Raw genomic sequence first — 25,811 nt, 5'->3', positions numbered from 1 at the left:
GCCTGCGGTCAGTGGCCGAACGCGTCGGAGTCGACGGCCGCCGACTCGCCCTGGTCGAGGGCGCTGATCGCGGCGATCTGCTGCGGGGTGAGGCTGAAGTCGAAGACCGCGAGGTTCTCGCGGAGCCGCTCGGGGTCCGACGACTTCGGGATGGTCACCAGGCCGAGCTCGACGTTCCAGCGGAGGATCACCTGCGCGGGCGTCCGGCCGACCTCCTCGGCGACGGCCGCGATCTCCGGCCGGTTCAGCACGTCGGCGCCCTGGCCGCCCAGGGGTGACCACGACTCGGTCACGATGCCGCGGGACTGGTGGTAGGCGCGCGCCTCGTCGCGGGTGACCGCCGGGCTGAGCTGGATCTGGTTGACGTCGGGCACCACGCCGGTCTCGGTGATGACGCGGTCGAGGTGGGCCGGCTTGAAGTTCGAGGTGCCGATCGCCGGGAGGCGGCCGTCCTGCAGCAGGTCGACCAGCCCCTCGAAGGCCGCGACGTAGCGGTCGTGGCCCGGGTTGGGCCAGTGGATGAGCAACAGGTCGGCGTAGTCGAGGCCGAGCCGGTCGAGACTGGCCTGGTAGGCCTGCGGGACCAGGTCGCGGCCGTGCCAGTGGCGGTCGAACTTGGTGGTGACGAACAGCTCTTCGCGGGCGATGCCCGAGGCCTTGATGCCGCGGCCGACGCCGGCCTCGTTGCCGTAGGCCTCGGCCGTGTCGATGAGCCGGTAGCCGGCCTCGATCGCGGTGGCGACGGCGCGTTCGGCCTGCGCGTCGTTCATGGGCCAGGTGCCCAGGCCGAGCCGCGGCATGTCGGCGCCGTGTGCCAGCCGGACGGTGGGAGTCGTGATCACGGCCGCAGTCTAGGCGTCAGGCCAGGAGGGTGTCGCGGAGCACGCGGGACAACCAGTCGCGGCACCGCTCCGGGGTCCAGCCGGCGATCTCCGTCAGGTGCTCGAACACCTCCAGGGAGGTCACCGCGTAGATGTGGGCGGCGGCCTCCTCGACGGTCAGGCCGTCGCGCAGCGCGCCGACCTCCTTCAGATGGGCCGCCGGGCCGTGGCCGCCGGTCAGCCGCTGGCGTTCGGTGGTGGCCAGCAGGTCGGCCAGGCCGGCGTCGGTGGCCGCCGCCGCGCGCAGGACGCGGTGGACGGGCCCGACCCGCTCGTAGATCTCGACGGCCATGGCGGCGTAGGCGGCGAGCTTCTTCTCCGGGTCGGGTTCGGCGATGATCGCCCGCACCTGGGGACGCTCGCTCTGGGGCACGGGCTCGGCGTCACCGGCGAGGGTGACGTCCCAGACCAGCTTGGCCAGGCCGGGCTTGCCGCCGGGGCTGGACGTGTAGAGCGTCTGCACCACCACGCCCGCCGCCCGCGCGACGTCGGCCATGGTCGTGGCGGCGTACCCGCGTTCGAGCATGAGGGTCCGGGCCGCCGCGGCGATGCGCTCGCGGGTGGCGCGCGCGTTCTCCTGGCGGACGCCGCTGACGTACCGGCGCTTCTGGTTCATGACGGTCACCCACACATTGACTTTAATCGATTCAAATGAAATGGTGCGCTTCCAGTCGATTATGGGGGTGCCGATGTTCGAAGCCGTCCGGACCGGGGCGACGGCCCTGCTCGGGGTGTTCGCCGGGGGCCTGGTGTTCACCGCGCTCGCGCCGTCGCTGCGCGCGCTGCCGGGCCCCGCCTACGTGCGTTACTGGCAGACCTTGAACGCCGACTACGGCCGGGCCATGCCGGTGCTGCTGCTGACGTGCCTGGCGCTCATGGTGGCGACGTGCGTCATGGCTTACTCCCGCGGCGGGCCGGGGTTCTGGCTCAGCGTGGGCGCGGTGGTGCTGGTCGTCGCGGTGATCGTGCTCACGGTGACGCGCCTCGACGCGCTGAACCGGCTCGCCGACTCGTGGAATCCCGACCTGCTGCCGGTCGATTGGGCGCGGGCGCGGGCGGAATGGTGGAACCTCCATCTCGTCCGCACGGCGATGGCCGTCGCCGGATTCCTTCTCCTGCTGCTCGCCCGGGCACGGTAATTCATCGCCCGCAAATGCCGGAGAAACAGCGGAGCCCTTTCACGGGAAAAGGGCTCCGCGTTTATCTGTATGGTCAGCCCGGCGGGAAGGCGCCGTTCTTGGCGACCGGCAGGGCCAACTGGTTGGCGCCGGTCAGCACGGCCTGCTCCGGCGGGAGATTGGCGAGCACGGGGTTGATGTGCCGCAGGGTCAGGCCGACCTGGGGCGTGGCGGCGACGTTCAGGTCGAACTTCTCCAGGTCGATCCACCGCACGATGTTGAAGATCTCGGCGGGGATGTTGTCACCGGCCTTCTGCACCGGCACGCACAACTGGCGGGCGTAGGTGACCTGGGCGGCGTGGTTGGGGATCACCGGAACCAGGACGGGGTTGAGCTGGCGCAGGCCGAGCTGCGTGCCGAGCGCGGCGTTCGGCTGGATGCCGTAGCACTTCAGGTCGATGTGCCGGACCAGTTTCAGCACGTCGTCCGGCGGGATCGCGTTGTTCTTGATGACCGGCACGCAGAGCTGCTGCGGGGAGTTCATGCTGATCTGCGTGCGCGGGAAGCCCTGGAACAACGGGTTGAGGTGGCTGAGGACCAACCCGGTGTTCACGGTGGTGCCGGAGATCCGGTAGCACGCCAGATCGATGAAGCGGATGAAGTCGAGCGCGGGCGACGGCGGCGCCTGGTTGTTCTTGGCGACCGGGACGCACAGCTGCTCGCGCGGGCCGAGCGTGACGGTCTCGATCGGCAGGTTGGCGAGCACCGGGTTGATGTGCCGCAGCGTGAGCGTGGTGGCCGGCGGCTGGTACTGGCTGGTCTTGAAGCATTCCAGGTCCAGGTACGCCGTCAGGTCCTTCGGCGTCGGCAGCGCGACGGCGGTGGCGGGCGGGGCGCACAGGAACGCCACGGAGAGCAGGGCGACGGTGACGGACGCGACGCGGCGGAGCGTCGTTTTCCGGCGCTTGTGGATTCCGATTACGGCTCGGTCCATTGCGGCTCCAAAATTGAGGGGTCAGGCCTCCTTGACCATGAGTGTGAGCCGCGGTCGACGCACTTTCAATTTACCCTCGCCACTTTTTTTGACATACCATTTCCGGACCGTCGCACAAGGGAGTTAACATCACACAGAAAGCGCTGTGAGGTCCGGCCATATAACATTTAGACGGCCGGGAGAGAAGGGTCGGGGGTCCAGGGGGACGGCGCGGTGACGGCCCAGCGTTCGTGGTCGCGCCAGGCGCCGTCGATGTACAGGTAGTCGGGCGACAGGCCCTCGTACCGGAAGCCCAGACGCCGGACCATCGCCAGCGACGCCGTGTTGCCCGGCTGGACGTTGGCCTCCAGCCGGTGCAGTCTCAGCTCCTCGAAGGCGTGCCGCAGGACGAGGGTGAGGCCCTCGGTCATGTACCCCCGCCCCGCCGACGGCGCGAACGCCGCGTAGCCGAGGGACGCGCCCTGGTACCGCCCGCGGATGATCGAGTTGATGTTGACCATGCCGGCGGCGGCGCCGGTCTCCCTGACCCGGATCAGGAAGCCCAGGTTGGCGCCGCCGTCGAAGCGGCGCATCCAGTCCTGGAACGCCTCGGGGGTCGCGGGCAGCTGCATCCACGGGGTGTGGAGGCCGGCGCTGGCCGCGACGAGGGAGCAGAACTCGTCCTGGTCGGCGACGGTGAACGGGGAGAGCTCCACCCGTGACGGCGTTTCGGACATGCACCGAACCTTAGGCCCTGTGCTGAACCGGCTCCCAGCGGCCCGTCTTCATCGACCGGTAGCAGGCGTCGATGATCCGGTTGACCACCACGCCGTCGTCGAAGGTCTCCAGCGGCGTCTGGCCCGCCGCGAAGCAGTCGACGAAGTGCCGCATCTGCTGGGAGAAGCCGTAGGCCCTGGTCTCCTCCGGCACCGGGTAGACCCAGCCGGTGTCCGCGTCGGCCTTCTCCACCAGGTAGCCGACGGGCTGGGTGATGAAGCCCCACACGGGCGTCGAGGCGGTGTCGGTGACCAGGCGGCCGGCGCTGCCGACGAACTCGTGGCGCAGCTGCATGCCGCCCTTCTCCACCCACGACGACTCGATCGAGGCGACCTGGCCGCCGGCGAACTTCAGCAGCGCGATGGCGGTGTCCTCGCCGGTGGTCTTGTCCTTGTGGGCCAGCGTCGCGCCCCACGCGAAGACCTCGACGACCGGGTTGTCCTTGCCGAAGAAGTGCCGGGCCGACTCGACGGTGTGGCAGCCCATGTCCAGCAGCGCGCCGCCGCCGGCCGTCTCGGCGTCCCAGAAGTGGGGGGCGTGCGGGCCGGAGTGGCCCTCGCGGGCGCGCATCCAGAGCACGTCGCCGATGCCCCCGGCCTCGACGATCTCGTGGGCCTTGGCGATGTTGGGTGAGAAGACCGAGCTCTCGGCGTAGCCGTGCCAGATGCCGGCGTCGGTCACCACCTTGAGGATCTCCTCGGCCTCGGGGCCGGTGCGCGCGAGCGGCTTGGTGCACACCACGCCCTTGCCGGCGGCGGCCACGTGGCGCACCGCCTCCAAATGCACCTCGTTCGGCAAGGCGACGACGACGAGGTCCACGGCCGGGTCCTCGCACAGCGCCTTCATGGTCTCGTGTGGTCTCGTGTTGCGTCCCGGTCGGGCGGCGAAAGCGGCGGCCCTCTCGGGGGATCGGGAGTAGTGCGCGACGAGCTCCGCACCCTTCACGTCGTCGAGTGCGTCGGCATAACACTCACCGATAAACCCTGCACCGAGCAGGCCGACACCGATCATCTGGTCCTCCGGACGCGGTTCCAGGCGGCAAAGGGCACGCCGTGGTTCGAAAGGTAGCATCACCGTAAACCAAAGCAATACCTCTTGTTACCACGCAGGTCGTCTGTGTACGCTGCCGCATCAGGCGCTGGCCTCCGGGGGAGCAAGCGATGACAACGAAGCGAGAGGCAACCCCATGCATGCAATACGTGCATCCGTTGCGTTGGTCGCGGCAGCAGCTGCCGTCCTGACCTCGGCGTGCGCGCCGTCGGCGACACCCGTGACCACCGGCGGCGGCACTTCCGCCCCGGCCGCCGCCGGCGAGAAGACCGTGCTGACACTGGGAAGCTGGCGTACCGAGGACCTGGCGATGTGGGAGGACGAGATCCTCCCCGCCTTCGAGAAGTCCCACCCGAACATCGACGTGAAGTTCGCCGCCACCAACACCAACGAGTACAACGCGGCGATCCAGTCGCAGGTGGACGGCGGCACCGGCCCCGACCTCATCACCTGCCGGCCCTACGACGTGAACCGCTCGTGGATCAAGAAGGGCTACTTCGAGAAGCTCGACGGCAAGCCGATGCTGGAGGCGTTCGAGCCGCTGGCTCTCGACCCGTGGTCGGACGACGCGGGCAGCCGCTACTGCCTGCCGACCGCCGCCGTGCTGGCCGGCTTCTACTACAACAAGGACATCTTCGCCGAGCTGGGCCTGCAGGTGCCGACCACCCAGGACGAGTTCCTGGCCGTGCTCAAGAAGATCAAGGACAACGGCAAGTACACACCGCTCGCGGTCGGCTCGTCGGAGTCGTGGCAGCTCGCCTACAACGGCCTCTACAGCATCGGCCCGGTCTACTGGAAGGGCGAGGAGGGCCGGCAGGGCCTGATCAAGGGCACCAAGAAGGTCACCGACCCCGACTTCCAGAAGGCCTTCGACGCGTTCGCCGCGTGGAAGCCCTACCTGCCCAAGGGCTTCGAGAGCCTGAAGTACCCGGACATGACGCAGCTGTTCACGCTCGGCAAGGCCGCGATCCTGCCCGACGGCTCCTGGAACATCAACCAGGTCGCCGTCGACGGGCTCAACGTCGGCGTCTTCGGCCCGCCGACCGACGTGCCCGGCGGTGACCGCTACCTCCAGGAGATGCCCGACATGGCCATCGGCATCAGCGCGGCCAGCAAGAACAAGGCCGCCGCCGAGGAGTTCCTGGCCTGGACGGCCACCCCCGAGTTCCTGGAGCTGTACGTCAACAAGCTGCCCGGCTTCTTCTCGATGGCCAAGCAGCCCGTGACGTACACCAACCCGCTCGCGCAGGCCTTCGCCGACCTGAAGAACGGCGCCAAGCTCACCCCGCGCCTCGGCCTCGACCGGCTCAGCGCCGGCACTCCCCCGTTCGACGACGAGGTGTGGCGGGTGCTCCAGCTCATGCTCAACGAGGACCTCAGCACGCAGAAGGCGACCGAGGAACTCCAGAAGGGCCTGGCCAGCTGGTACACGCCACAGCAGTGAGACCCGTGCCGGGCCCCCTCCCTCGGGGCCCGGCACCCTTCTGCGATCCGAAAGGCACGTCTTGAACCGGGCCCACTACCGCTACTTCCTCGCCTTCACCCTGCCCGCCCTCGCGGTCTACGTGGTGTTCGCGGCGCTCCCCCTGGTGAACTCCATCTGGTACAGCCTGTACGACACCGACTCGGGCGTCGCCAGGTTCGTCGGCCTGGAGAACTACGTCTACCTGTTCACCAACCCGACGACCAGCGAGCGCTTCTGGAACGCGCTGACCAACAACCTGGAGTTCTTCGCCATCCACCTGGTCGTGGAGGTGCCGCTCGGCCTGCTGCTGGCCGCGCTGCTCACCTCCGGCAGGCTGCGCCGGTCGACGGGCCTCTACCGGACGCTGCTGTTCATCCCGACCACGTTGTCGGTGGTGATCGTCGGCTTCGTGTGGCGGCTCATCATCAACCCGCTGTGGGGCCTGGTCGACTTCCCGCTGCTCGGCGACGAGCGCACCGCGCTGCCGACCATCTCGCTGATGTCGGTCTGGCAGTACGTCGGCATCCCCATGATCTTCCTGTACGCCGCCCTGCTGGCCGTGCCGAACGACGTGCTGGAGGCCGCCCGGGTCGAGGGGTCGGGGGCCTGGTCGACGTTCTGGCGGGTGAAGTTCCCGCTGATCGCGCCGCAGTTCGGGCTGATCGCGATCCTGACGTACATCTGGACCTTCAACGGGTTCGACCTGGTCTTCGCCCTGAACGGCTCGGCCCCCGGGCCCAACTACAGCACCGACATCCTCGGCACGCTGTTCTACCGCACCTTCTTCGGATCGAGCGGGCAACTCTCCGACCTCGACCTGGGCGCGACCGTGGCCAGCGTGATCTTCCTGATCATCCTGGTCGTCACCGCGGCCTACTTCGGGCTGCTGCACCGCCGTCTCAGGAGTTACGAACTGTGAGAATCAACCGAGACCGCGCCGGGTCGCTCGTGACGCACGCGCTGCTGATCCTCTTCGCGCTGCTCGCGGTCGCGCCCATCCTGGTGATCGTGGTCAACTCGTTCAAGACCACGCCGGGCATCTTCGGCCAGCCGTTCGCGCTGCCGAACGCCGAGACCTTCAGCCTCGGCGGCTACGAGCGGGTGTTCACGCGCGGGCAGTTCGTCACCAACTACGGCAACAGCCTCATCGTCACGGTGGGGGCCACGGTGGCCACGCTGGTGCTGGCGACGCTGGCGGCCTTCGCGCTGACGGAGTACAAGGTGCGGTTCGCGCCGCTCGTGGGCGGGTTCTTCGTGCTGGGCATCATGTTGCCGATCCGCCTGGGCACCGTGCCGATCATCAAGACGATGATCTCCTGGCAGCTCATGGACACGCTGGTCGCACTGGTGCTGGTCTACACGGCGATGAGCCTGCCGCTGGCGATCGCGCTGCTGATGACCTATTTCAAGGCGGTGCCGGCGGCGGTGAAGGAGGCCGCGCGCATCGACGGCGCGGGTGAGCTGCGCACCCTGTCGATCACGCTGCCGATGGTGCGGCCGGGCCTGGCGGCGGTGGCGTCGGTGACGATGTTGCCGATCTGGAACGACCTGTGGTTCCCGCTCATCCTCGCGCCGAGCAAGGAGAACCAGACGGTGACGCTCGGCGTGCAGCAGTTCGTGGGGCAGTTCCTCAACGACTACCCGGCGCTGCTCGGCGCCCTCACGCTGGGCGCGGTGCCGCTGATCGTGCTGTTCGTGGTCTTCTCGCGGCAGTTCATCCAGGGTCTGAGCGCGGGCATCGGCAAGTGAACGGGCCCGTGGTGGAAGGCTCAGTGGGGAAAAGCTCAGCGCTGGAAGCTGGTGCGCAGCCGGTAGCGGTCGCCCCGGTAGCAGACCATCGAGGAGAACAGCGGGGTGTCGTTGGCGCCGTAGACGAGCTGGCGCATCACCAGCACCGGCTTGCCGACCTCCAGCTGCAGGTGACCGGCGAGGTGGTCGTCGGACTCGCGGGCCTCGATGGTGGCGTTGGCGCGGGCCGGGTGAAGGCCGACGGAGGCGATCTGCTCGTAGAGGGAGCCGGCGGTGAAGTCGAGCTCGGCGAAGCCGGGCACCAGCCCGGCCGGGATGCGGGTCAGGTCGAGCGCGGTCGGCACGCCGTTGAGCAGGCGCACCCGCTCCAGCACGAACAGCGGGGTGCCCGGCGCGATGGACAGCTGCTCGGCCTCGTCGAGGTCGGCCGGCACCACCTCGTGGCGCAGCACGGTCGAGCTGGGCGTCAGGCCCATCTGGCGGGCGGTCTCGGTGAACGACTCCAGGCTGTTGGGCCACTCGCGGGCGGGTGCTCCGGCGCTCGGCGCGACGTACCAGCCCCGGCCGTGGGAGGGGCTGAGGATGCCCTCTTCGACCAGGGTGCGCAGCGCCTTGCGCAGGGTGACCCGGCTGATGCCGAGCCGTTCGCACAACTCGCGCTCGGGGGGCAGCCGGCCGCCGGGCTTGAGCACGCCGGTGCCCAGCTGTTCCTTGATGAGGTTCACCGCCTGGATCCACAGCGGCTCGGGGTGATCGGCGTGGATCGACGGCGACGTCGGGGCGTTCACGCTCGCATTATCGCGGAACCACCCTCCGGTACGCAAACCACAGAAGACCAGATGAGTCCTGGTTTAACTCGGCCGGATATCCCGACAAACCTGTAGCCAACGGCATGAACAGGCAGATCCGTCTGCCGTTACGGTCACCCGAATCAAGCAATTCGGTACCTCTGCGCCTCTATTGGTATGGCGTGGTACACACTTTGGTACTAATCTGGTCATGAGAGGAGTCATCGTGAGGGAACACAGCACACTCCGCGCCGAGGAGATATCGGCGGCGCGCGAGATCCTCGTCCGCGAGGGCCTGCTGAACGAGACGACCCACGTGTCGTACCTGGGCCTGAAGGAGCAGGACAAGCGCAGGCCGGCGGGGGCGCGCGAGTTGCGGGCGATGCTCGTCGACATGGCCGACGGCCGCTCCCACGACGTGGTGGTCCGCCCGTCGGAGGACGCCCTGGTGTCGGTGACCGAGCTCGACCCGGCCGTCGACGGCCAGGTGCCGGTCGTCATGCTGGAGTTCGCGATGGTCGAGGCGATCGTGCACGCCGACGAGCGCTGGCTCGCGGCCATGCGCCGCCGTGGCCTGACCGACCTGTCCAAGCTGCGCGTGCAACCGTTGTCGGCGGGCCGGGCGATGACCGAGGACGAGCAGGGCCGCCGCCTCCAGCGCACCCTGACCTTCCTGCAGAAGGACGAGCACGACCTGCCCTGGGCCCATCCGGTCGACGGCGTCGTCGCCTACGTGGACGTCATCGAGAAGACCGTCGTCGAGGTGCTCGACAACACCGTCCTGGACGTCCCGCAGGAGGACGGCAACTTCCACCTCCCCTCGTTCACCGGGCCGGCGCGCGAGGGCCTGAAGCCCATCGAGATCACCCAGCCGCACGGCCCCAGCTTCACCATCGACGACGACCACGTGCTCGACTGGCTCGGCTGGAAGGTCCAGGTCTGCTTCGACTCCCGCGAGGGCCTGGTGCTGCGCGACATCTCGATCGACGACCGCAGGGTCGTCGACCGCGCCTCGATCGCCGAGATGGTCGTCCCGTACGCCGACCCCAGCCCCCAGCGCTGGTTCCAGACCTTCTTCGACGGCGGCGAGTACCTGCTCGGCAACTTCGCCAACTCCCTCAAGCTCGGCTGCGACTGCCTCGGCGAGATCACCTACCTGGACGCCGTGGTCGCCGACAACGCCGGCCACCCGCGCGTGATCCCCCAGGCGATCTGCATCCACGAAGAGGACGCCGGGGTGCTCTGGAAGCACACCAGCCACTTCACCAACTCCAGCGAGGTGCGCCGCAACCGCCGCCTGGTGATCTCGTTCTTCGTCACCGTCGGCAACTACGACTACGGCTTCTACTGGTACCTCTACCTCGACGGCACGATCGAGCTGGAGGTCAAGGCCACCGGCGTCGTGTTCACCTCGGGCCACCCGAACCCCGGCGGCGACTACGCCTACGCCACCGAGGTCGCCCCCGGCCTGGGCGCCCCGCACCACCAGCACCTGTTCAGCGCCCGCCTGGAGATGGCCGTCGACGGCCCCGCCAACTACGTCGAGGAGATCGACGCCGTCGCGGTGCCGCGCGGCCCGGAGAACCCGACCGGCACCGGCATCACCCAGCGGGTCACCCGCCTGCGCAGGGAGAGCGACGCCCCCCGCCTGGCCGACGGCCGGCGCGGCCGGGTCTGGCGCGTGGGCAACCCCGAGGTGCGCAACCGCCTCGGCAAGGACGTCGCCTACGTGCTGCACCCGGAGGGCATGCCGGTCCTGCTCGCCGACACCGAGTCGGACCTGTACGGCCGGGCCGTGTTCGCCTCGGGCCACCTGTGGGTCACCGCCTACGACCCCGCCGAGCTCTATCCGGCCGGTGACCTGGTCAACCAGCATCCCGGCGGGGCGGGCATGCCCGCCTGGGTCGCCGCCGACCGCGACATCGACGGCGCGCCGATCGTGCTCTGGCACACCTTCGGCATGACGCACTTCCCGCGCCCGGAGGACTGGCCGGTCATGCCGGTGGACACCACCGGTTTCAAGCTCAAGCCATCCGGCTTCTTCGGCCGCAACCCGACGCTGGACATCCCGGCGTCCGGCGGCGCCACGCACTGCCATTCGTGACTCATCGACATCTGGGGAAAGCATGTCAACGCCGAAAGAAGGCCACATCTCCTTCGCGTCCGCGCGGGCCGGTCAGGTCGCCGCGCTGCGGACCGCGATCGAGCGGCTGAGCAGGGACGTCACGGTCCGGCAGGCCGAGGGCTGGTTCCGGGGAGACGGCCCGATCTTCGTCGCCATCGGGGCCAGCCACGCCGCCGCCTGCGCGCCGGTCTGGACGCTGCGCAGCCGGGGCGTGCACTCCTGGCGGCTGAGCGCGGGCGACCACCCGCTGCCGTTCCCGCGCAGCGGGCACCCGCTGGTCGCGGTGTCGCAGAGCGGGCGCAGCAGCGAGACGCTGGCCGTGCTCGGCACCGTCGACCCCGATCTGCGGTACGCGGTCACCAACGCCGCCCCCTCGCCGATCGCCGACCTGGCCGGGCGCGGCGTGTCGCTGGGCGGCATCCCCGACAGCTACGCCTCGACGATCGGCTACACCGCGACCGTCGTCGCCCTCGGAATGATCGCCGAAGTGTGGGACGGCGGGACCGTCGACCCGACGTGGTCACTGCTGCCCGGCCACCTCGACGCCCTGGAGAGCGGCCTGGCCGCACGGGCCGGGGAGCTGGCGGCGCCGTTCGCCGCCTCGCGGGCCGGTGACTTCGTGGGCGGCGGGCCGTCGGCCGGGTCGGCCGAGGCCGGGGCGCTGCTGTTCCGCGAGACGGTCCGGCTGCCGGCCGCCGCGATGAGCACCCGCCAGTACCTGCACGGCGCGATGGAGTCGGCGGGCGACACCGTGCACGTGCTGTTCGGCGACGACCGCGAGCTGAGCCTGGCCCGCACGCTGGCCGCCGCGAACCACCCGGTGATCCTGGTGACCTCCGCCGACGTCGAGCCCGGACCCTCGCTCCAGGTGGTCCGGCTGCCCGGCGTGTCGCCGAACCAGCGGGCGGTGCTGGAGGCGTTCGTGCTCCAGGCGCTCGTCGCCCGGACGGCCGAGGACGCCGGCGTCGACATCGAGGAGTTCGTGTTCGACAACGCCGACACGAAGGTCGGAGCCGCGCTGTGACGGTACTGGCCGGTCTGGACATCGGCGGCACCAAGACCCACCTGCGGTTCGAGACCCCCGGGGGCCGGGTGCTGGCCGACGTGGTCGACCCGACCGACACGTGGTCGGCCACGCCCGTCGACCAGGCGGCCCGGTGGATCGCCGGCCTGGTCGAGCGGCACCGCCCGGCGGGGACCGTGCTGGCGGCGGTCGCCGTGGGCGCGCAGGGGTGCGACGACGAGCACCACTGCGCCGAACTGTCGCACGCGTTGTCGGCGGCGGCCGGGGTCCCGGCCGAGGTCACCAACGACGCCGCGCTGCTGGTCCCGGCGGCCGGGCTGACCTCGGGCATCGGCGTCATCGCCGGCACCGGCTCGATCGCCGTGGCGGTCCGGCCCGGCGGCGGGCTGATGTTCGCCGGCGGCTGGGGCTGGGTCATCGGCGACGAGGGCAGCGCGCCCGCCCTCGTCCGCGAGGCCGTGCGGGCCGCGCTGACCAGGAACGACACCGGCGACGGCGGCGACGTGCTGCTGGCGCTGCTGATCGAGGCGTTCGGGGTGCCCGACGCGGTCGGGCTGGCCCGCAGCGTCAACGACGTCCCGACGGCCGAGCACTGGGCGCCGAAGGCCCCGGCCGTCTTCGCCGCCGCCGCCCGGGGTTCGGCCGACGCGCGCGCCGTCATCCGGGCGGGCGCGGAGAGCCTGGCCCACCTGGTCGGCGTGCTGGCCGCCCGGGGCGCGGGCGGCACCGACGTCGTCGCGGCGGGCGGGGTCATGACGGGCCAGCCCGACCTGTTCTCGGCCTTCCGCGACGCGGTCACCCGGGACCATCCGGAGCTGACCGTCCATCTGCTGAGCGAACCCCCTGTCACCGGCGCGGTCGCGCTCGCCCGGCGTCTCCAACCTGAGGAGCAGACATGAATTCAAGGGACAAATCGACCGGCGAGACGCTCGGTGCGGTGACCGAGTCGACGGTCTCCGACGTCGACGCCGCGGTCGGCCGCGCCGCCGCCGCCCAGCCCGCCTGGGCCGCGCTCCCCTACACCGACCGCGCCGCCGCGCTGCGCACGGCCGCCGCCCGGCTGGAGGCCAGGGCGGCGGAGGTGCGCGACCTGATCGTGCGCGAGACGGGGTGCATCCCCGGCAAGGCCGACTACGAGATCGGCGCCGCCGTCGGCGAGCTGCACGCCGCCGCAGCGCTGGCCGCCCGGCCCGTCGGCGAGGTGCTGCCCTCCAACCACGCGGGCCGCTTCAGCCTGGCCGAACGCCTCCCCCTCGGCGTGGTCGCCGCGATCACGCCGTGGAACTTCCCGCTGGTCCTGGGCATGCGGGTGGTCGCGCCGGCGCTCGCCCTGGGCAACACGGTCGTGCTCAAGCCGTCGCCGGAGACCCCGCTGAGCGGCGGCTCGTTGTTCGCCGACCTGTTCGACGGCGACGTGCTCCAGATCGTGCAGGGCGGCCCGGAGGTGGGCGAACGCCTGGTCACCCACCCGGACACCGCGATGGTGCACTTCACCGGCTCCACCACGGTCGGCCGTGCCATCGCCGCCCAGGCGGGCGGCCTGCTGAAGAAGGTGTCGCTGGAACTGGGCGGCAACAACGCCCTGGTCGTGCTGGACGACGCCGACCTGGAGCAGGCCGCGATGATCGGCGCCTGGTCGAGCTTCCACTACCAGGGGCAGACCTGCATCACGGCCGGACGCCACATCGTCCAGGCCGGCATCGCCGAGGCCTACGTCGCCGAGCTGACGCGGCGGGCGGCGGCCATCAAGGTCGGCGACCCGTTCACCGAGGCGGTCGGCCTCGGCCCGATGATCAACGAGCGCCAGTTCACCCGCGCGGCGGAGATGCTGTCGGAGGCCGTGGCGGGCGGCGCGTCGGTGCTCACCGGCGGGCCGGGCGAGCCCCCGTTCTTCCGGCCCGCCGTGGTCACCTCGGTCGACACGGGCATGCGGCTCTGGCGCGAGGAGATCTTCGCCCCGGTCGCGCCCGTGCTGGTCGTGGCCGACGAGGAGGAGGCGATCCGGGTCGTCAACGACACCGAATACGGCCTGGTCAACTCGGTCGTGACGGCCGACCTGCGGCGCGGCCTGTCGGTGGCCCGCCGGCTGCGCGGCGGCATGGTCCACGTCAACGACGCCACCCCGCAGGACGAGGCGGGCGTCCCGTTCGGCGGGATCGGCCAGTCGGGCCTGGGCGGCCGATCGGGCGGCGACGACAACCTGGAGGAGTTCACCACCCGGCGCTGGCTGACCACGACCGACCTGCCCGTCCACTACCCCTACTGACCCCGTCGGGGGAAGACCGGCCGGTCTTCCCCCGCCCTGCTCAAGAGAGGCGAACCAGCAGGCCACCGAGGGTGGCCGGCCCAGGTGGCGCGAGCGGCCGGCCTGCCCGCCGCCCACTGGTGGTGGAGCACGCACCACCTCATCGGCGCCTGCCGGAGCAGAGCGGTGCGATGCCGTCGAGCATGCGCTGGAGCCCGAACTCGAAGAGGGTGTCGAGGGACAGGTCCACGTCGTCCCGGGCCAGCAGCCCGGCCATGAACGGGAAGGATCCGGCGCGCATGGCCACGGCCAGCGCGTTCCCCTGGGTGCGCAGCCACTCGTCGTCGGTCAGGCCGGTGTCCTGCTCGGCCTCGGCCTCCCGCTCCAGGCTGACGGCCGTGCCCCGGACGAATCCGGCCACCGTGGCGGCGACGTGGATCATCGTGAGCGGGTCGAGTCCCTGATCGGAGACCGCGCGCATCGTCCATTCGGTGTGCGCGATCGCGTTCGGCGCCAGCAGCGGCCGCGTCAGCGACACCACGTGGGCCAGCCACGGATGCCGCCGGTACATCGCCCACTGGACGCGGCACACCAGTTCCAGCTGGGCGCGCCAGTCGCCGCCCGGCCGGGCCGGTAGCCGGTCTTCGGCGAACGCGGCGTCGGCCATCAGCGTCACGAGATGGTTCTTGCCGCGGACGCGGCGATAGAGCGCCATCGTCGCCACGTCGAGGCCGGTGGCGATGCGACGCATCGTCGCGGCGGCCAGGCCTTCGGCGTCGGCGATCGTGGTGGCGGTGCGCACGATGCGCTCGGTGAAGACGTCGGCGTCGCTCCGTCCGGCGATCCGGCGCTCCTCCGGGCGGGCCGTCCGGCGCGGTCGACCGGGCGTGACCACCGTGCCGACGCCGGGCACGGGTTCGACCAGGCCCTCGTTCCGCAGCGCGGCGAGCACCTTGGAGGCGGTGGCCATCGCGACGCCCCATTCCCGGACGATCTGCCGGGTGGACGGGACACGGTCGCCGGGTGCGAGCACGCCGGTGATGATCCGGCGGCGCAGCTCCGCGGTGATCCGCGCGGACGCGGGCTCCGCGTGCTCCCGTACCGCGCCGCCGTCGTTCACCACGAGATCTCCCGACCGTCCTAGTGCACCGGAACGCCGTGCAGCCTAACCCGCGTGCGGTGCACTAGTGCCCTTCTTGGCCGCATTCTCATGTGGCCAGCAAGCTGGCGGCCGAGCGCGTACCAGGTTCACACGACGCAGGAGGCACGGATGGGCAACACGAAGCGGTACTGGGCGGGTGTCGGCGCGATCGTGGCCGGGCTGGCGTCCATCCCCTCGGGCGCGGCGGCGGGCACGACGGACCGGGGCGGCGATCCGGCCGTGGTCCGCACGGCCCAGGGTGCGGTGCGGGGCACGGTCGCCGCCGACCACCGCTCCTTCCGGGGCATTCCCTACGCCGAACCGGTGGACAGGACGCTGCGCTGGCGGTCACCGCAGCCGATGGAACCGTGGCAGGGCGTGCGTGACGCCAGAAAGCCCGCTCGCGGGTGTGCCCAGCCGCTGGGGCTGCCGATGGACCGGCCCAGCGACGCCGAGGACTGCCTCTACCTGAACGTCACCACCCCGGCGCGGCATCCGGACGGGCCGCTGAAGCCGGTGGTGGTGTGGCTCCACGGCGGGCACTTCTTCCTCGGGCAGGGGGACACCTGGGGCGGCCGCACGATGGCCGTGGAGGGCGACGTCGTGGTGGTCACGGTGAACTACCGCCTGGGCCCGCTGGGGTTCCTGACCCATCCCGGCCTGGAGCGGTCACCCGCCGCTCCCGGGAACCTCGGCATCGAGGACCAGCAGGCCGCGCTGCGCTGGGTGCGGGCCAACGCGGCGGCGTTCGGCGGCGACCCGGGCAACGTGACGCTCGCCGGGCAGTCGGCCGGTGCGACCAGCGTCTGCGCCCATCTCGCGGCGCCGGGGTCCAAGGGACTGTTCCACCGAGCGGTCCTGCAGAGCAACTCCTGCGCCACAACTCTGCGCACCCGCGAGGAAGCGGGGGCGGGTGCCGAGGCCCTCGTGGAAAGGACCGGGTGTGACGAGGACCCGGCCGGTGTGGCCGCGTGCATGCGCGAACTGCCGGCCCGGAAGCTGATCGAGGCCGCCGGCTTCCCGGGCGAGTCCGCCTGGGAACCCGGGCCGGTGGCCGGCGGCCCCGTGCTCCCGGTCGACCCCGCCGAGGCGGTGGCGACGGGGCGGTTCCACCGGGTGCCCGTCCTCATCGGCGCCACCCGTGACGAGTACCGCGCCCACGTGTGGGGCATGGAGCGCACCCACATGCTGTGCGCGCCCGGCCGCAAGCGTCCCTGCGCTCTCACCGCCGACCAGTACCGGGAGCAGATCAGGGCCGCCTTCGGCGCGGACGCCGGCAAGGTCCTCGCCCGCTACCCGCTGGACGACCACGACACCCCGTCCGAAGCGCTGTCGGCCGCCATGACCGACGTCCAGTACGCCCTGCCGATCCTGGACACGGCGCGCGCCCTCAGCCGGTACGTCCCGACCTACATGTACGAGTTCGCCGACCGGGACGCCCCCTTCTTCACCGAGGCGGCCCGGGTGACCTTCGCGACCGGGGCCTACCACACGGCCGAGCTGCCCTACCTGTTCGACGTCGGCTACGCGCAGCCTCCCACGGCCGCGCAGGAGGACCTCTCCGACACCATGGTCGGCTACTGGACGAGCTTCGCGCACGACGGCGACCCCAACCGCCGCGGGCTGCCGTCCTGGCCGCGGTTCGACACCCGGGCGGGGCACGTGCAGCGCCTGGCCACCGGGCCGGAGGGCGTCGGGCGCACCGACTTCGCCCGCGCCCACCACCTCGGCTTCTGGCGCTCCCTGACGAGCTGATCGCCTGAGGCCCGCCCGCCGCGGCACGGGCGGGCCCCCGGAGTCAGGACGCGAGCAGGCGCAGTTCGGAGAGCTGGGCGGCCGGCCAGGCCGTGTTGCCGGTGAACGTCAGGCGCACGTACCGGACGTTCGTCATGTTGAACCCGACCGTCACCGGTGACGCGCCGAACGTGTAGGCGCGGGAGGCGACGATCGGGACGAAGGTGCTCCCGTCGTTGCCGCCCGAGACGGCGATCGTCTGGGTACGGGCCGGCCAGCCCGGCGGCAGGGTCAGCTCGGCCTGGTGGATCTTGACCGGTGCGCCCAGGTCGACGGTGTAGGTCTGCGGAAAGGCGTTGTTGCCGCTCTCCCAGTACGTCGCGGTGTTGCCGTCGACGGCGTTGCCGGGCACGTAGCCCTGCACGTGGGAGGCGGTGACCGGGCGGCCCTGGGCGGCGTTCTTGCCGGTGGCCGAGAACGCCTCGATCTCGGCGATCTTGAGCGTGGGCGACCACGGGCCGGCCGGGAACTGGAGCGCCACGCAGCACCCGTGGACGGGCGGCAGGGTGACGGTCACCTTGTTGCCAGTGGCGGGGTTGAAGGAGTGGTCCGCCTCGGGGACGACGGTGGAGTAGTCGCTGAACCCCTCGTAGGCGGCGCGGACCGCGAACCGCAGCGTGCGGGCCGGTTCGCCCGCCGGGAGGGTGACGGTCACCTTGTCGAAGGTGCGCCGCCCGCCGGTGAAGGCCAGGTTGATGTTGGCGAACACCCGGTCGGAGGGCACCTCCCAGTACGTCGCCGGGTCGCCGTCGACCGTCATGTAGCCCCAGTGGTCGGGTGTGCCGGGCAGGCCCACGTTGTAGCCCACGGCCAGCGGCAGCTCCGTGCCCGGCGCGACCGGATTTGCCAGCGCGAGCTGGACCGCCGCGTACGCGTCCAGCTTCCCGTTGCCCCAGGCGGCGTTCACGTCGCCGGCCGAGGCGCACGAGGTGTCGGGCATCGGCACCGCGCTGTCGTTCAGGACGGTCCGGGTCAGGTCGACCATGCCGCGCAGCCTGGGCACCTCCGACCAGATGAGCGCGACCGTGGCCGCCGTGTGCGGGGAGGCCATCGACGTGCCGCTGGCCACGCCGTAGCCGCCGCCGGGCACCGAGGAGCGCACGTCGACGCCGGGCGCGGCGAGGTCGGGCTTGAACCACGACATGCCCGACCCCCGGCTGGAGAAGGGCGCGATGACGTCGTTCGCGTCGAACGCGCCGGTCGCGTACGCGCCGAGTTGGGCGCCGGGCGAACTGCCGGTCTCGCACCCGGGGCCGTCGTTGCCGATGGAGAACGCGGGGAAGATGCCGGCCTGCGTCCACGAGTGGACGACGTCGGAGTACCACTCCGAGTAGCCCATGCCGCCCCATGAGTTGTTGATCACGTCGGGCGCCAGGTCGGGCCGGGGGTTGTCGCCCGAGGCGTCGGTCGGCGCGAGCATCCACTGCCCGGCCAGCAGCAGCGAGGCGGCGGTGCAGGTGGTCGACGGGCAGGCCTTGGCGGCGATCCACTTCACGCCCGGCGCGACGCCGACCTGGTTGACGCCGTCGTCGCCGACCATGGTGCCCATCGTGTGGGTGCCGTGCCCGTTGACGTCGCACGGCGCGGCCGACGGGCAGCCGCCCTCCGGGTTGTACCAGTTGTAGTCGTGGTTCCCGGCCGCGCCGCCCCGGTAGGAGCCGACCAGCGCGGGGTGGTTCCACTGCACGCCGGTGTCGATGCCGGCGACGACGATGCCCTCGCCCTTGGTGCCGTAGCCGCTCCAGACGTCGTCGGCGCGGATCTTCTCGACGTTCCACTCGACGCCCGCCATGGCCCCGGCCCGCCGGGCGACGGCGGTGTGCAGCTCGATCGGCTCGTCGGGCTCGATCGCGGTCACCTCGGGGCGGGCGGCGATCCGGTCGATGAGGGCCCGGTCGCCCGTGACCAGGACGGTGTTGGAGATCCAGAACGCGGTGTGGTCGGCGCCGGCGGCCTCCGCCAACGCCAGGACGTCCTTCTGGGAGGAGGTGGCGACGGCCTTGCGGGCGTCGATGACGTCCACGGGTCCGGTCGCGGCGCTGAGATCGGCCTTTCGCGCGAACCGGACCCAGAAGGAGGTCTCGCCTCCGTCCGCCGCCTCCGCCCGGACCTCGGCCGCGATCTTCGGCGAGGGGGCCGGTTCGGCGTCCGCCGGGCCGGTCGTGACCGTCCAGCCCAGCAGACCGAGTAACAGCAGGTACGCGGTCTTCCGGGGCCGGCGGCCTCGAACAGGTGTGATCATCATGTCGGCAGCATATACATGCAATTCACTAACAAGATTGCGCAAATCTGCCAGAATCAATCCGTAATATATCATCCTGAGGTGATCTTCGACGGCCTCGACGACATCCCGTGGGGCGAGCTCACCTACGCCCACAGAGGCGACTGCGACGTGCCCGCCCTCGTGCGCTCCCTGCTCGTCGAAGAAGAGGCGTTCGCCGCGGCCGACGAGCTCCTCAACGAGCTCTTCCACCAGGGCGATTTCGTCTGCACGGCCGCCCCGGCGATCCTGCCGTTCCTCGTGGAGGCCGCGGGGTCGCCGCGCGTCGTTTGCCGTCCGGCGGTGCTGGAGATCATCGTGCTCCTGGCGGGCACGGCGGCGGAGGTCGCTCCCCGCTGGCTGGCCCTCGAGTGGCCCCGGGCCTGGACGCGGGCCCGCCCGGGCCTGCTCGCCCTGCTCGCCGACGGGAACCCGGCCGTCCGCACGGCGGCGATCCGGACACTCGGCGACGACGTCGACGACCCCGACGAGGTAGCCCGCGCGCTGCTCGCCGAATGGCCCGACCCCGACGTGTCGGTCCGGACCGACACGCTGCTCGCCCTGGGCCACCTCGCCAAGCGCCTCTCGGCGGCGGTACTGCCCGAGACCCTGCTCTTCCTCCGCGAGCAGGCGGACGGCGCCGACGTCCACCACGCGATGTACGCGGCGCTCGCCCTGGCCAAAGCGCTCCCCGGCCGCCCGATCGGCCCCGCTCCGATCCTCGCGGGGCTCGCCGCTGGGCCCGTCGCGCTTCCGCACAGCACCTTCGCCGCCGACGACCCCGCCGACGTGGCCCGAACCGTGCTGCTCGGCCTGGACGGACCCGGCGGCGACGCCGTCCGCCTCGCCCTGCTCGCCTCCCCCGACCAGCGCCTGCGGGCCGGGCGACACGCTCACCCGCAGGCGCGTGCCCGGCCTGCTCACCGCGCTGCGCGGGTGCGTGGCGGCCTGGACGATCCGGCGCGCGCCCTGGCGATCCTCGCCGCGCACGCCCGGCGCGAGGACGCCCCCGACGCCGATCTCATGGCCGCCCACCTCGACGGGTCGACGGCGTTCGGAGGGCGGGACGAGCCCGGCTCGCCCCGCCCCCTAGGTCACGCCGTCGAGGTGTACGACACGAACGAGGCCCGGTCGAGCCTCGTCGTGGCGTTCCAGCAGACCACGTTGCGCACCGTGGCGATCCCGCCGAAGGTGTTCCACGGCATCTGCAGGTTGCAGTACTCCGGCGAGTTGCCGAACGCCGTCACCTGCACGTGGTCGATCGGATATCCGACCTTCGGGAAGGTGATCATGCGCAGCCCCACCCCGGAGCTCTGCACGGTGTTGACCGCGCCCTGCGAGTTGTAGTTGACCCCCACCGGCGTGGGCGCGTACGGACCCGGGTTCGACGGGGTGTGGTCGAAGGTGTACGCGAACGCCTTCGGCGGCACCCACCGCCCGTTGATGTTGCGCTCCCGCTGGTAGGTGAGCGAGAAACCGGAGTTCTGCGGCGTGTTGGCCGCGTTGAAGCAGCGCACCTCGGCCTGCTGCGCCCCGGCCCCCGGCGCCCACATGGACACCTTGCACCGGGCCGGCGCCAGGTCGTTCACCGCCGTCACCTGCAGGTTGCCCGCCGGGGCCGCAGAGCCGAGCCCCGGCAGCGTGACCTTGTACCAGCCGACGCCGAGCACGGCGACGATGTTGCCCGCGCCGGCCGAGTTGTACTGGGTGACGATGCCGGAGTTGTAGTGGACGTACCCGAACGCCGCCGTGGCCGGGCCGCCCATGACGCCGGTGCTCTCGGAGTAGGTGACCGTGAACGGCACCGTGAGCGGGCTGCCGCCGAACTGGTGGCACCGCACGAACACGATCATGTCCGGCCCGACCGGCATCCACTTGGCGGCCTGGCAGACGACCGGCCCGTCGTGGACGGCCGTGACGTGCACGACCCCGCCGGGCCCGGCGAGCTGCGGGAACCGGACGATCGTCTCCCCGGGCACGCCCGGGGTCACGCTGACGTTGAAGCCCGCCGTCCAGCTTCCAGCCTGGTGGGCAAGGCTGGGGACTCCGGACGGGACGTTCACGTAGGCGTACCCCCAGCGGTTGGGGACGGCGGCCTGCGCGGCGGGCGCGGCGACCTGGACGACGCCCAGGGCGACGGCCACGCACAGCAGAATCCTCGATAATCGCGACATGTGCTTCCTTCCGGTGCGACGCGTTGTCACGCCGTTCATAAACCGGAAACACGAGCCGGGAAAGGAGGCGTTCCGCCAGGTGAGACGCCTGATTCGAGAATAATGTCACATGACATGACCCCGAAACCGCGGCCGGGCGACCGGGTGGCCGTGGTCGCGCCCAGCGGACCGGTGCCGTCCGACCCGCCTGCACAATCGTTGCCGGGCAGGATGCCCCGCGCGGCCTGCGCCGCCTCTCGCCATAAAGCGGTGATCGCGCAGGTCGTGGCGGATACGACGGCTTATGGGGGGCATGGATGAGCATGGATTCCGACCCTCGCGAGCTGGAGACGATTCCCGTCGACCAGATCTCCGGCTGGGTGGCCGACCGTTATCCCAAAGGCATGTCCCTCTATTCCTGGTGGGGGGTGCTGGAGTCGCTGGAGACGATGGCGATCCCCTTCTACGGGTTGAGCCCCACGGAGAGGGGAGCGGTTCTCGCGCGTGCCGCGGCCGTCGTCGATCCAGGGGTGAAGGTCAGAGACATCACCCCTGCCGAAAGGGCCTACTGGCTGCTCCGCTTCGCGAGCATCGTCCGCGACTACCTGCCGCCGCCGGTGGGCGTGCCGGACATCCTCACACCGGACCGCGCGGTCGAATGGGCGCTGGCACGACTGCCACTGTCTCGCCAGGCCACCCTCGCCGAGATCCGGAGACGCCAGGACGACGACGATGCGAACGCTCCCGCTCCAGGCGAGGGCAAGTATCCCCTCCGCGGCGATTCACCCTATTCGGACCTCACCGACACGGAACGGGTTCTGGCCGCCCTGCCCACGGTCTCGCCCCACCTCAAGGACTCCAGGCTCCGGGAGGAGGCAGAACTCTGGCTGGCCGTCCTGAAAGGCCGATAGCGACGAGATCCGGTCTTGAGCCGGGATAGGCGCGGGTGACCTCTCGATCTCAGGGCAGAGAAGGCGTCGGACCGTAATGCCCGCTGCACTTCACCCGGCTTCATGAATCGGAGCACCACGTTGTGGCGCCGACTTCTCGGCGGCGCCGAACGGAGCACCGTCGTCCTCGTCCGGCGCGAGCAGCCGCAGGACGACCGCGGCTGGAATCCGGGCCGTCTGCGTCTGCTCGGCCTGCCGCAGAGGCGTCCCGATGATCCGCCGGATCCGGGCCCTGTCGGCGGCTCGGTCCGTTCCTGGCGCGGATGCGCCATGAGCTCACCTCCGCCGCTCGGGGGCGGTGGATGCGTCGCCGGCGCAAGGGTGCCAGGCTGGGCCGCATGACGAATGACGCGAGGCCGCAGGACGGAACGACCAGGACGTTGGCGGACGGCGGCAGCCTGCCGCTGGTGGGGCTGGGGGTGTGGCAGGTCCCCGACGGGCGGGCCTGCGTCGACGCCGTCCGATGGGCGCTCGATGCGGGTTATCGCCACATCGACACGGCTCAGGCGTACGGGAATGAGGCGAGCGTCGGGAAAGCGCTGCGGGAGAGCGGACTGGACCGCGCGGAGGTGTTCATCACGACCAAGTTCCATCCGGGTGGCTCTGATCCGGTGCGCGCCGCTGAGCAGAGCCTGCGCCGGCTTGGCACCGACTATGTCGACCTCTACCTGGTCCACTGGCCGCAGGGCGGCCCCACCCGGGCGTGGCCGGGCATGGAACGCGCGGCGGAGCTGGGTTACACCCGCTCGATCGGGGTTTCGAACTTCGACGTGGCCGAGCTGGCCGAGGTGACCGCGATCGCCGACCGGCCGCCCACGGTGAACCAGGTCAGCTTCAGCCCCGTCACCTTCCGGCGCGAGCTGTGGGAGGCGTGCGAGCGCGCCGGCGTCGTCCTGGAGGCCTACAGCCCGCTGGGCACGGGGCGTCTCCTCGGCGACGAAACCGTCAAGGCCATCGCCGACGAGACGGGATGGACGCCCGCCCAGGTCCTGCTCCGCTGGGCCGTGCAGAAGCGCATCCCGGTGATCCCGAAGTCGGTCCACCGCGAGCGGATCGAGCAGAACCTGCGCATCTTCGACATCGAACTGTCCGACGAGGCGATGGCCCGCCTCGACGCCCTGGACCGCACCCACGGCACCGCCAAGGCGCAGGAACACAAGTGGTGGTAGCTTGACCCGCGCCGCGAGCCGCCAGGCATTCCGCTCGGCGCATCAGATGCGACTCACCCATCGCGATCCCGAGCACGTCGATTGTCGGCCTTGGAGACGGGACTCCGGCTGACGCGTCAGTTCCGCCACCACCGCGCCAGCTCACCGGCGAGTTCGGCCGCCTGCTTCGTGCCCGCCGCGAGCGCGGCGTCGATGAGGTTCGGGTCGAGCGCGTCGGCGGGTCTGGTGATGACGCGGTCGGAGACGACGAGACGGACGTCGTGGCCGTGTCCGGTGAGGATCGCCTCCTCACGCGCGAGGGCCGGGGACCTGAGGGGAGCCACGACCAGCACCCGGCCGGGGGCGTCACCGGCGAGCAGGTCGGCGTTGGTGCCCGACCGGACGCCCCCGTCCACCCACACGGAGCCGCCGACCACGACCGGGGGCGCGACGCCGGGGGCGGCGGTGGAACACGCCACCGCGACGGGCAGCGGGATGCCGTCGTGGGCCGTCCAGCGGCGTGCGGTTCCCGTGTTCGCGTCGACGGCGACGACGCCGAGGCGGCCGGGCCACGGGCCCTCGGGCAGGGCGGACTGCCACGACTTCTCCGCCTGCTCGGCAGTGATCGGCGGCAGCGCGGCGAGCGCGGCCCGGCCGACGGCCTGCGGGTCCTGGGTGGCGGCCATGCGCCGCAGCAGCGTCCGGTCGCCCTGTCCGGTCTGGGCGGCTCTGGCGTGCCAGGCGGCCCGTTCGCGCATCCTGCCGGGGACCTCGGTCAGCCCTCCGGGAGACATCGTCAACCAGGAGCCCACGACCGCTCCGGCCGAGGTGCCCAGCACCACCTGGGCTTCGGCCAGCGGCACCCCGGCGGAGATCAGCTCGGTCAGCAGCGTCGCGGTCCACGACGCGCCGACCGGCCCGCCGCCTCCCAGCACCAGCGAGGTTCGGTTCATGAATCCTGGTCCCTTTCCGGGCCGAGGTCGAGCGGGATCCAGGGCATCTCGGCCGCCATCCGGAGCAGGCGGCCGCCGAACACCGCGCCCGTCGCCCCGGTGATGCCGACGATCAGCCGCACGATCACCACTCCTCGCCATTTTCGGTCTGCCGTCGTCGACGTTAGGGTGGTTCGTCGCCTGGTAGCTGGAGGGTTGGAGACAGCCGATGGTCAGAACCGGACACGCTCCGATCGTCACGCTGCCCTACCGCGCCGGGGTGGGCGTGCCGCCGGGCGTGGAGGTGCTCGACTTCCCCGGGCTGCTGGCCAGGGCGCACGGGCACGGCGTCGACCCCTACTCGCTCAGGCGCCCCGGCTTCCACGTGCTGATCGCGTTGCGGTCGGGGACGCTGCGGTGTTCGCTCGACTTCGCCGACCACGTGCTGGGCCCCGGCGACTGGTTGTGGGTGCGGCCGGGACAGGTCCAGCGGTACGACTCCCCGCTGGACGCCGAAGGGCGGATCGTGCTGTTCCTGCCCGGTTTCCTCGACCGGGCCACGGCCGAGCGGGCCGGCGCGGACCTCGGCGTGTGGCGGCCGGCCTCGGTTCCGGCGGACGCAGAGCGCGGCAGCCTGCGGCGGCTGCTCGACCTGCTGGAACACGAGTACACGGCCTGGGACGGCCGGGACGGCCACGTGGCGGTGCTGCGGCACCTGCTTGCCGCGCTCGTGGTGCGTCTGGCGGACGTACACGGCGCCGACGGCGGGCCGGTCGCGGGAGGGGAGGCGTTCCTGCGCTTCCGGTCGGCCGTCGAGCGTGACTTCACCCGCAGCCACCGCGTGGAGGACTACGCCGCCGGGCTCGGCTACAGCGTGCGCACCCTGACCAGGGCCAGCCGGGCGGGGGCGGGCGTCGGGGCCAAGGGCTACATCGACGACCGCGTGCTGCTGGAGGCCAAGCGCCTGCTCGTCCACACCGACCTGCCCGCCGGCGTGATCGGGTTGCGGCTGGGGTTCCCCGAGGCGACGGTGTTCACGAAGTTCTTCCGCCGGCACACGGGCCGGACTCCGACGGCGTTCCGGCTCAGCTCCGGTTCCTGACCAGGGCTCTTCCGGGGTCGTGGAGCGCCCTGACGACGGTCGTGGCTGCGCCGCCGTCATGCTTCCCCGACGCCGTCGCCCGGCCTTGGGCAAGACACCGCGAGGCGACACGCCAACCGACCATCTGCCGCTTAAC

At 71.3% G+C, this 25,811-nt stretch carries 23 protein-coding genes; 13 read left to right on the top strand and 10 right to left on the bottom strand.

From position 1 onward, the window contains the following. Positions 1-8 precede the first annotated feature (8 nt). Together QSK34_RS25350 and QSK34_RS25345 are read right to left on the bottom strand one after the other, a co-directional pair. The gene (locus QSK34_RS25350) at positions 9-842 is read right to left on the bottom strand and encodes an aldo/keto reductase (RefSeq protein WP_285587302.1); all 834 of its coding nucleotides are present in this window, start codon (positions 840-842) and stop codon (positions 9-11) included. 16 nt (positions 843-858) lie between these two features. Further along, positions 859-1,497 carry a TetR/AcrR family transcriptional regulator gene (locus QSK34_RS25345; protein WP_285587300.1) on the bottom strand — a complete coding sequence of 213 codons (639 nt, stop codon included), beginning with the start codon at positions 1,495-1,497 and terminating at the stop codon, positions 859-861. A gap of 73 nt (positions 1,498-1,570) precedes the next feature. Between QSK34_RS25345 and QSK34_RS25340 the strand changes: the two genes are divergently transcribed. Beyond that, entirely contained in the window at positions 1,571-2,020 is a 450-nt protein-coding gene (locus QSK34_RS25340) for an anthrone oxygenase family protein (protein WP_285587298.1), read from the top strand. 73 nt (positions 2,021-2,093) lie between these two features. Here the strand turns inward: QSK34_RS25340 and QSK34_RS25335 are convergent, their stop codons facing one another. The 3 genes from QSK34_RS25335 to QSK34_RS25325 form a co-directional block, all read right to left on the bottom strand. Beyond that, on the bottom strand, positions 2,094-2,993 hold the full coding sequence (locus QSK34_RS25335) for a hypothetical protein (protein WP_285587296.1): 900 nt from the start codon (positions 2,991-2,993) through the stop codon (positions 2,094-2,096). Between the two features lie 167 nt (positions 2,994-3,160). Then, positions 3,161-3,709 carry a GNAT family N-acetyltransferase gene (locus QSK34_RS25330; protein ID WP_285587295.1) on the bottom strand — a complete coding sequence of 183 codons (549 nt, stop codon included), beginning with the start codon at positions 3,707-3,709 and terminating at the stop codon, positions 3,161-3,163. Positions 3,710-3,719: 10 nt separating this feature from the next. After that, positions 3,720-4,760 (bottom strand): Gfo/Idh/MocA family protein, encoded by a 1,041-nt coding sequence (locus QSK34_RS25325; RefSeq protein ID WP_285587294.1) that lies wholly within the window; start codon positions 4,758-4,760, stop codon positions 3,720-3,722. A 259-nt stretch (positions 4,761-5,019) separates the two neighbouring features. Between QSK34_RS25325 and QSK34_RS25320 the strand changes: the two genes are divergently transcribed. From QSK34_RS25320 to QSK34_RS25310, 3 genes are all read left to right on the top strand, one after another. Continuing rightward, on the top strand, positions 5,020-6,243 hold the full coding sequence (locus QSK34_RS25320) for an ABC transporter substrate-binding protein (protein WP_285587293.1): 1,224 nt from the start codon (positions 5,020-5,022) through the stop codon (positions 6,241-6,243). Positions 6,244-6,304: 61 nt separating this feature from the next. After that, positions 6,305-7,183, top strand: a complete 879-nt coding sequence (locus QSK34_RS25315) for a carbohydrate ABC transporter permease (protein ID WP_285587292.1) — start codon at positions 6,305-6,307, stop codon at positions 7,181-7,183. Next, positions 7,180-8,013: a carbohydrate ABC transporter permease gene (locus QSK34_RS25310; RefSeq protein WP_285587291.1), complete on the top strand. Its 834-nt coding sequence runs from the start codon at positions 7,180-7,182 to the stop codon at positions 8,011-8,013. The genes QSK34_RS25315 and QSK34_RS25310 overlap by 4 nt, the downstream gene beginning before the upstream one ends. Before the next feature lie 35 nt (positions 8,014-8,048). Here QSK34_RS25310 and QSK34_RS25305 read toward each other — a convergent pair whose 3' ends face one another. Next, positions 8,049-8,801 carry a GntR family transcriptional regulator gene (locus QSK34_RS25305; protein ID WP_161483320.1) on the bottom strand — a complete coding sequence of 251 codons (753 nt, stop codon included), beginning with the start codon at positions 8,799-8,801 and terminating at the stop codon, positions 8,049-8,051. A 226-nt stretch (positions 8,802-9,027) separates the two neighbouring features. Between QSK34_RS25305 and QSK34_RS25300 the strand changes: the two genes are divergently transcribed. Genes QSK34_RS25300 through QSK34_RS25285 form a run of 4 tightly spaced genes read left to right on the top strand, consistent with a single transcriptional unit; the run spans position 9,028 to position 14,216 of the window. After that, entirely contained in the window at positions 9,028-10,905 is a 1,878-nt protein-coding gene (locus tag QSK34_RS25300; RefSeq protein WP_285587290.1) for a primary-amine oxidase, read from the top strand. 22 nt (positions 10,906-10,927) lie between these two features. Continuing rightward, positions 10,928-11,950, top strand: a complete 1,023-nt coding sequence (locus QSK34_RS25295) for an SIS domain-containing protein (protein WP_285587289.1) — start codon at positions 10,928-10,930, stop codon at positions 11,948-11,950. Continuing rightward, positions 11,947-12,849: a BadF/BadG/BcrA/BcrD ATPase family protein gene (locus QSK34_RS25290; protein WP_285587288.1), complete on the top strand. Its 903-nt coding sequence runs from the start codon at positions 11,947-11,949 to the stop codon at positions 12,847-12,849. The genes QSK34_RS25295 and QSK34_RS25290 overlap by 4 nt, the downstream gene beginning before the upstream one ends. Then, a complete protein-coding gene (locus QSK34_RS25285; protein WP_285587287.1) occupies positions 12,846-14,216 on the top strand; it encodes an aldehyde dehydrogenase family protein in 1,371 nt (456 codons plus the stop codon). The genes QSK34_RS25290 and QSK34_RS25285 overlap by 4 nt, the downstream gene beginning before the upstream one ends. Positions 14,217-14,355: 139 nt before the next feature. Here the strand turns inward: QSK34_RS25285 and QSK34_RS25280 are convergent, their stop codons facing one another. Continuing rightward, positions 14,356-15,318, bottom strand: a complete 963-nt coding sequence (locus tag QSK34_RS25280) for a TetR/AcrR family transcriptional regulator C-terminal domain-containing protein (protein ID WP_285587286.1) — start codon at positions 15,316-15,318, stop codon at positions 14,356-14,358. A gap of 147 nt (positions 15,319-15,465) precedes the next feature. On the opposite strand from QSK34_RS25280, the gene QSK34_RS25275 reads away from it, so the two are divergent. Then, complete coding sequence (locus QSK34_RS25275; RefSeq protein WP_285587285.1) at positions 15,466-17,091, top strand: carboxylesterase/lipase family protein; 1,626 nt, start codon at positions 15,466-15,468, stop codon at positions 17,089-17,091. A 43-nt stretch (positions 17,092-17,134) separates the two neighbouring features. Here the strand turns inward: QSK34_RS25275 and QSK34_RS25270 are convergent, their stop codons facing one another. Beyond that, positions 17,135-19,375 carry a S8 family serine peptidase gene (locus QSK34_RS25270; protein WP_285587284.1) on the bottom strand — a complete coding sequence of 747 codons (2,241 nt, stop codon included), beginning with the start codon at positions 19,373-19,375 and terminating at the stop codon, positions 17,135-17,137. A gap of 78 nt (positions 19,376-19,453) precedes the next feature. On the opposite strand from QSK34_RS25270, the gene QSK34_RS25265 reads away from it, so the two are divergent. From QSK34_RS25265 to QSK34_RS25255, 3 genes are all read left to right on the top strand, one after another. Next, positions 19,454-20,737, top strand: coding sequence for a HEAT repeat domain-containing protein (locus QSK34_RS25265; RefSeq protein ID WP_285587283.1), 1,284 nt, complete (start codon positions 19,454-19,456; stop codon positions 20,735-20,737). Between the two features lie 1,123 nt (positions 20,738-21,860). After that, the gene (locus tag QSK34_RS25260; protein ID WP_285587282.1) at positions 21,861-22,454 is read left to right on the top strand and encodes a hypothetical protein; all 594 of its coding nucleotides are present in this window, start codon (positions 21,861-21,863) and stop codon (positions 22,452-22,454) included. Positions 22,455-22,831: 377 nt separating this feature from the next. Beyond that, on the top strand, positions 22,832-23,662 hold the full coding sequence (locus QSK34_RS25255) for an aldo/keto reductase (protein ID WP_285587280.1): 831 nt from the start codon (positions 22,832-22,834) through the stop codon (positions 23,660-23,662). 116 nt (positions 23,663-23,778) lie between these two features. Here QSK34_RS25255 and QSK34_RS25250 read toward each other — a convergent pair whose 3' ends face one another. Together QSK34_RS25250 and QSK34_RS25245 are read right to left on the bottom strand one after the other, a co-directional pair. Continuing rightward, entirely contained in the window at positions 23,779-24,594 is an 816-nt protein-coding gene (locus QSK34_RS25250; RefSeq protein ID WP_285587279.1) for a patatin-like phospholipase family protein, read from the bottom strand. Beyond that, on the bottom strand, positions 24,591-24,716 hold the full coding sequence (locus tag QSK34_RS25245) for a hypothetical protein (protein WP_285587277.1): 126 nt from the start codon (positions 24,714-24,716) through the stop codon (positions 24,591-24,593). The genes QSK34_RS25250 and QSK34_RS25245 overlap by 4 nt, the downstream gene beginning before the upstream one ends. Positions 24,717-24,802: 86 nt before the next feature. On the opposite strand from QSK34_RS25245, the gene QSK34_RS25240 reads away from it, so the two are divergent. Beyond that, positions 24,803-25,675 (top strand): helix-turn-helix transcriptional regulator, encoded by an 873-nt coding sequence (locus QSK34_RS25240; RefSeq protein WP_285587276.1) that lies wholly within the window; start codon positions 24,803-24,805, stop codon positions 25,673-25,675. Positions 25,676-25,811: the final 136 nt, after the last annotated feature.

The sequence above is a fragment of the Herbidospora sp. NBRC 101105 genome (assembly GCF_030269205.1).
Classification (GTDB): Bacteria; Actinomycetota; Actinomycetes; order Streptosporangiales; family Streptosporangiaceae; genus Herbidospora; species Herbidospora solisilvae.
This window is presented reverse-complemented; position numbering and strand designations above follow the sequence as displayed.